At 70.0% G+C, this 4416-nt stretch carries 5 protein-coding genes; all 5 read left to right on the forward strand.

All coding sequences use genetic code 11. From position 1 onward, the window contains the following. Positions 1-675: tRNA lysidine(34) synthetase (locus BN11_RS23735; RefSeq protein ID WP_048698093.1), on the forward strand; the 675-nt coding region annotated here is incomplete at its 5' end. Positions 676-680: 5 nt separating this feature from the next. After that, positions 681-1232, forward strand: coding sequence for a hypoxanthine phosphoribosyltransferase (gene hpt / locus BN11_RS12180; RefSeq protein ID WP_048698095.1), 552 nt, complete (start codon positions 681-683; stop codon positions 1230-1232). 253 nt (positions 1233-1485) lie between these two features. Further along, entirely contained in the window at positions 1486-3543 is a 2058-nt protein-coding gene (gene ftsH, locus BN11_RS12185; protein WP_048701357.1) for an ATP-dependent zinc metalloprotease FtsH, read from the forward strand. A 10-nt stretch (positions 3544-3553) separates the two neighbouring features. Then, the gene (gene folE / locus BN11_RS12190; protein WP_048698097.1) at positions 3554-4141 is read left to right on the forward strand and encodes a GTP cyclohydrolase I FolE; all 588 of its coding nucleotides are present in this window, start codon (positions 3554-3556) and stop codon (positions 4139-4141) included. A gap of 14 nt (positions 4142-4155) precedes the next feature. Beyond that, the coding region (locus BN11_RS12195) for a dihydropteroate synthase (protein WP_162213311.1) at positions 4156-4416 on the forward strand (261 nt) is incomplete at its 3' end.

Consider the following 4416-nt stretch of genomic DNA (forward strand, 5'->3'; position numbering starts at 1 on the left):
GAGGCCGCTGCGCGGCTGGTGCGGTATGCCGCCCTGGCCACCTGCGCGGACCGGCTCGGCGCCGTCGCGGTGCTGCTCGGACATACCAGCGACGACCAGGCCGAGCAGGTGCTGCTCGGGCTGGTGCGCGGCTCCGGCATCCGCTCGCTCGCCGGGATCCCGCCGCGGCGCGGCGAGGTGCGCCGGCCCTTCCTGGAGATCAGCCGCGCCCAGACGCAAGCCTCGTGCGACGAACTCGGCCTGGTCCCGTGGCAGGACCCGCACAACGACGACCCGGCCTACCTGCGCGTGCGGGTGCGCCGCGCCCTGATCGACCTGACCACCGACCTCGGCCCCGGCGTCCGCGCCGGCCTGGTGCGCACCGCCGCCCTGGCCCGCCAGGACGCCGATTATCTGGATGCCCTCGCGGCGGACGCGCGGCGCGCGCTCGGTGACCTCCCGTGGGAGGTGGGCGACCTCATACAACTCGATCCGGCCCTGCGCACCCGCGTCTGGCGTGCCGCCCTGACCGACGCGGGCGTCCCCGCCGGGGCCCTCGGCCGCAACCACATCGCCGAATGCGAGCGGCTCCTCACCGCGTGGGCAGGGCAGGGGCCGATCCCGCTGCCCGGAGGGTATGCCGTGACCCGACGCAGCGGGCAGGTGTCGGTGAGCGGTCCCCATACGGTTAACTAACGTCCGTGGACGCTGAGCACATGGGTGCAGACCTCGAACGCGTACTCATCACCGAGGAGGAGATCCAGGCCCGGCTCGCCGAGCTCGCCCGGGAGATCTGGGACCACTACGCAGGGGAGGAGTTCCTGCTCGTGGGGGTCCTCAAGGGTGCGGTGCTCGTCATGGCCGATCTGATGCGCGCCCTTCCCGGCAGCGCCCCGATGGACTGGATGGCGGTCAGCTCCTACGGCTCGGGCACCAAGTCGTCCGGTGTCGTGCGGATCCTGAAAGACCTCGACACCGACATCACGGGCCGCCATGTGCTGATCGTCGAGGACATCATCGACTCCGGCCTGACCCTGTCGTGGATCCGCGCCAACCTGGAGTCCCGGCAGCCGAAGTCGGTCGAGATCTGCACCCTGCTGCGCAAGCCGGAGGCGGCCAAGGTCGAGATCGACTGCAAGTGGGTCGGCTTCGACATCCCCAACGACTTCGTCGTCGGCTACGGCCTGGACTACGCCGAGAAGTACCGCAACCTGCGCGTCGTGGGCACCCTGGCGCCGCACGTCTACTCCTGACCCTGGGGGCCCGGCATGCCCTTCGGTCAGTTCGACTGGCCCGGAACAAGCGGGCCGCCGTCGGTCGTTGGCCCTGACGGATGAACCCGCGTCCGTCTTCCAGCGCGTTGCCGGTGTAGTTTCGTCCCCACGAACGACCCGTCCCACCGGTCGCGCCTTCCGCGCGCCCGGCCAGCGCAAGGAGCCCGGCCTCTTGGCCAAGAATTCGCCCTCGAACGCCAAGCGTCTCGTCCGCAACCCCCTGTTGTGGGTGATGGCCATGCTCACCCTCATGGTCGTCATGTTCTCCCTGGGAGGCGACGGCGGCTACACGCGCATCGACACCTCGGCCGCGACGGCCCTGCTGAACGAGGGCAAGGTCGAGTCGGCTCGCTTCTCCAGCGAGAACGTCCTGGACCTGACTCTCAAGCAGGGACAGACCTACTCCGGTGAGGGCGTTAAGGCCGCCGACAAGGTGAGGACGGAGTTCATCGACGCGCGCGCCGAGGGGCTGGTCACCCTGGTCAACGAGAAGGTGCCCGGCGGCTACAACGACACCATCGAGCACCCGAGCCTGCTCAGTTCGCTGCTCGTCTCGATCCTGCCGCTGATCATCCTCGTCGGGTTGTTCTGGTTCATGATGAGCCAGATGCAAGGCGGCGGCTCCCGCGTCATGCAGTTCGGCAAGTCCCGCGCCAAGCTCGCCTCCAAGGACACTCCCAAGGTCACCTTCGCCGATGTCGCCGGCGCCGACGAGGCCGTCGAGGAGTTGCAGGAGATCAAGGAGTTCCTCGCCGAGCCGGCGAAGTTCCTCGCCGTCGGCGCCAAGATCCCCAAGGGGGTGCTCCTCTATGGCCCGCCCGGCACCGGCAAGACCCTACTCGCCCGGGCCGTGGCCGGCGAGGCGGGAGTGCCGTTCTACTCGATCTCCGGGTCGGACTTCGTCGAGATGTTCGTCGGTGTCGGCGCCTCCCGGGTGCGTGACCTCTTCGAGCAGGCCAAGGCCAACGCACCCGCCATCGTCTTCGTCGACGAGATCGACGCCGTCGGCCGCCACCGCGGCGCGGGCCTCGGCGGCGGGCACGACGAGCGCGAGCAGACGCTCAACCAGTTGCTCGTCGAGATGGACGGTTTCGACGTCAAGACCAATGTCATCCTCATCGCGGCCACCAATCGGCCCGACATCCTCGACCCGGCGCTGCTGCGCCCGGGCCGTTTCGACCGGCAGATCGCCGTCGAGGCCCCCGACATGATCGGTCGGCACCGCATCCTCGAGGTGCACGCCCAGGGCAAGCCGATGGCCCCCGGGGTCGACCTGCTCGCCGTCGCCCGCCGCACCCCGGGCTTCACCGGCGCCGACCTGGCCAACGTCCTCAACGAGGCCGCCCTGCTCACCGCCCGTAGTTCCGGCCACCTGATCACCGACGCGAGCTTGGACGAGGCGATCGACCGGGTCATGGCCGGCCCGCAGAAGCGCACCCGCATCATGAGCGCCAAGGAGCGCAAGATCACCGCCTACCACGAGGGTGGTCATGCCCTCGTCGCCGCGGCGATGAACCACACCGACCCGGTCAACAAGATCACGATCCTGCCCCGAGGCCGTGCCCTCGGCTACACGATGGTGCTGCCGAGCGACGACAAATACTCCACGACCCGCAACGAGATCCTCGACCAGCTGGCCTACGCCCTGGGTGGGCGGGTGGCGGAGGAGATCATCTTCCACGACCCCACCACCGGTGCCGCCAACGACATCGAGAAGGCCACCGCGATGGCCCGCAAGATGGTGACCGAGTTCGGGATGTCGGAGCGCGTCGGCGCGATCAAGCTCGGCCAGTCCCAGGGCGAGGTCTTCCTCGGCCGCGACTACGGCCACCAGCGCGACTACTCCGAGCATGTCGCCGGGATCGTCGACGAAGAGGTGCGCCGCCTCATCGAGGCAGCGCACGACGACGCCTGGCACGCCCTGAACGACAACCGCGAGATCCTCGACAACCTGGTGCTGGAGCTGCTCGAGCGGGAGACGCTCAACCACAAGGACATCGCCGAGATCTTCCGAGGAGTCCGAAAGCGTCCCGAACGAGCCACGTGGCTCTCGGCCGAGCACCGTCTGCTGTCGGACAAGCCGCCGGTCCTGACGCCGGCCGAGCAGGCCGCGCTCAACGGCTCCGGCGCCCCCGCCGGTGCGATTCCCCGGCCCGGGGACCGCGCGACCGAGGACGCCATCGACCGTGCGGCCGAGGTCGGGGCCTCGCCCTATGCCCAGGACACGCCGGTCACCCAGGTCATCGAGACGCCCGAGAGCGCGCCCGTCGACCCCGACGGCCACGTCTGAGCGGCCGGAGATGACCGAGCCTGCCGACAAGGTCGATCAGCCGCGCATCGAGGCGGCCGTCCGCGAGATCCTCGCCGCCATCGGTGAGGATCCCGGCCGCGACGGCCTGCTCGACACTCCCGCCCGCGTGGCCCGGGCGTATGCCGAGGCGTTCGGGGGGTTGCACGCCGACCCGGCCGAGGTGCTGGCGAAGAAGTTCGAGGTCGATCACCAGGAACTCGTCATCGTGCGGGATATCGCGATGTACTCCACGTGCGAGCACCACCTGCTGCCCTTCCACGGCGTCGCCCACATCGGCTATCTGCCGCAGGGCGGTGTCGTGACCGGCCTGTCCAAGCTGGCCCGGCTCGTCGACGTCTTCGCCCGCCGCCCGCAGGTCCAGGAGCGGATGACCGGTCAGATCGCCGACGCCCTGGTCGAGCACCTCGGCGTCATGGGTTGCATCGTCGTCATCGAGGCCGAGCACCTGTGCATGTCGATGCGCGGGGTCCGCAAGCCGGGCGCCCGCACCATCACCTCCGCCGTCCGCGGCAGCCTCGCGCGCAATGCCAAGACCCGCGCCGAGGCGATGTCGCTGCTCCACAGCGGCCAACGGTGAACCGTCCGCTGGTGATGGGTGTCGTCAATGTGACGCCCGATTCCTTCTCCGACGGCGGTGCCTGGTTCGACCCGGACACCGCCGTCGCGCACGGGCGGCTGCTCGCGGCGCAGGGCGCCGACCTGATCGACATCGGCGGCGAATCGACCCGTCCCGGAGCGGTGCGCCCCGACGAGGCCGAGGAGTTGCGCCGCGTCATCCCCGTCGTCGAGGCGCTCGCCGGCGACGGCCTGACCGTCTCGGTCGACACCATGCGCGCCGGCGTCGCCGCGGCC

The sequence above is a fragment of the Nostocoides australiense Ben110 genome (assembly GCF_001050535.1).
Classification (GTDB): Bacteria; Actinomycetota; Actinomycetes; order Actinomycetales; family Dermatophilaceae; genus Nostocoides_A; species Nostocoides_A australiense.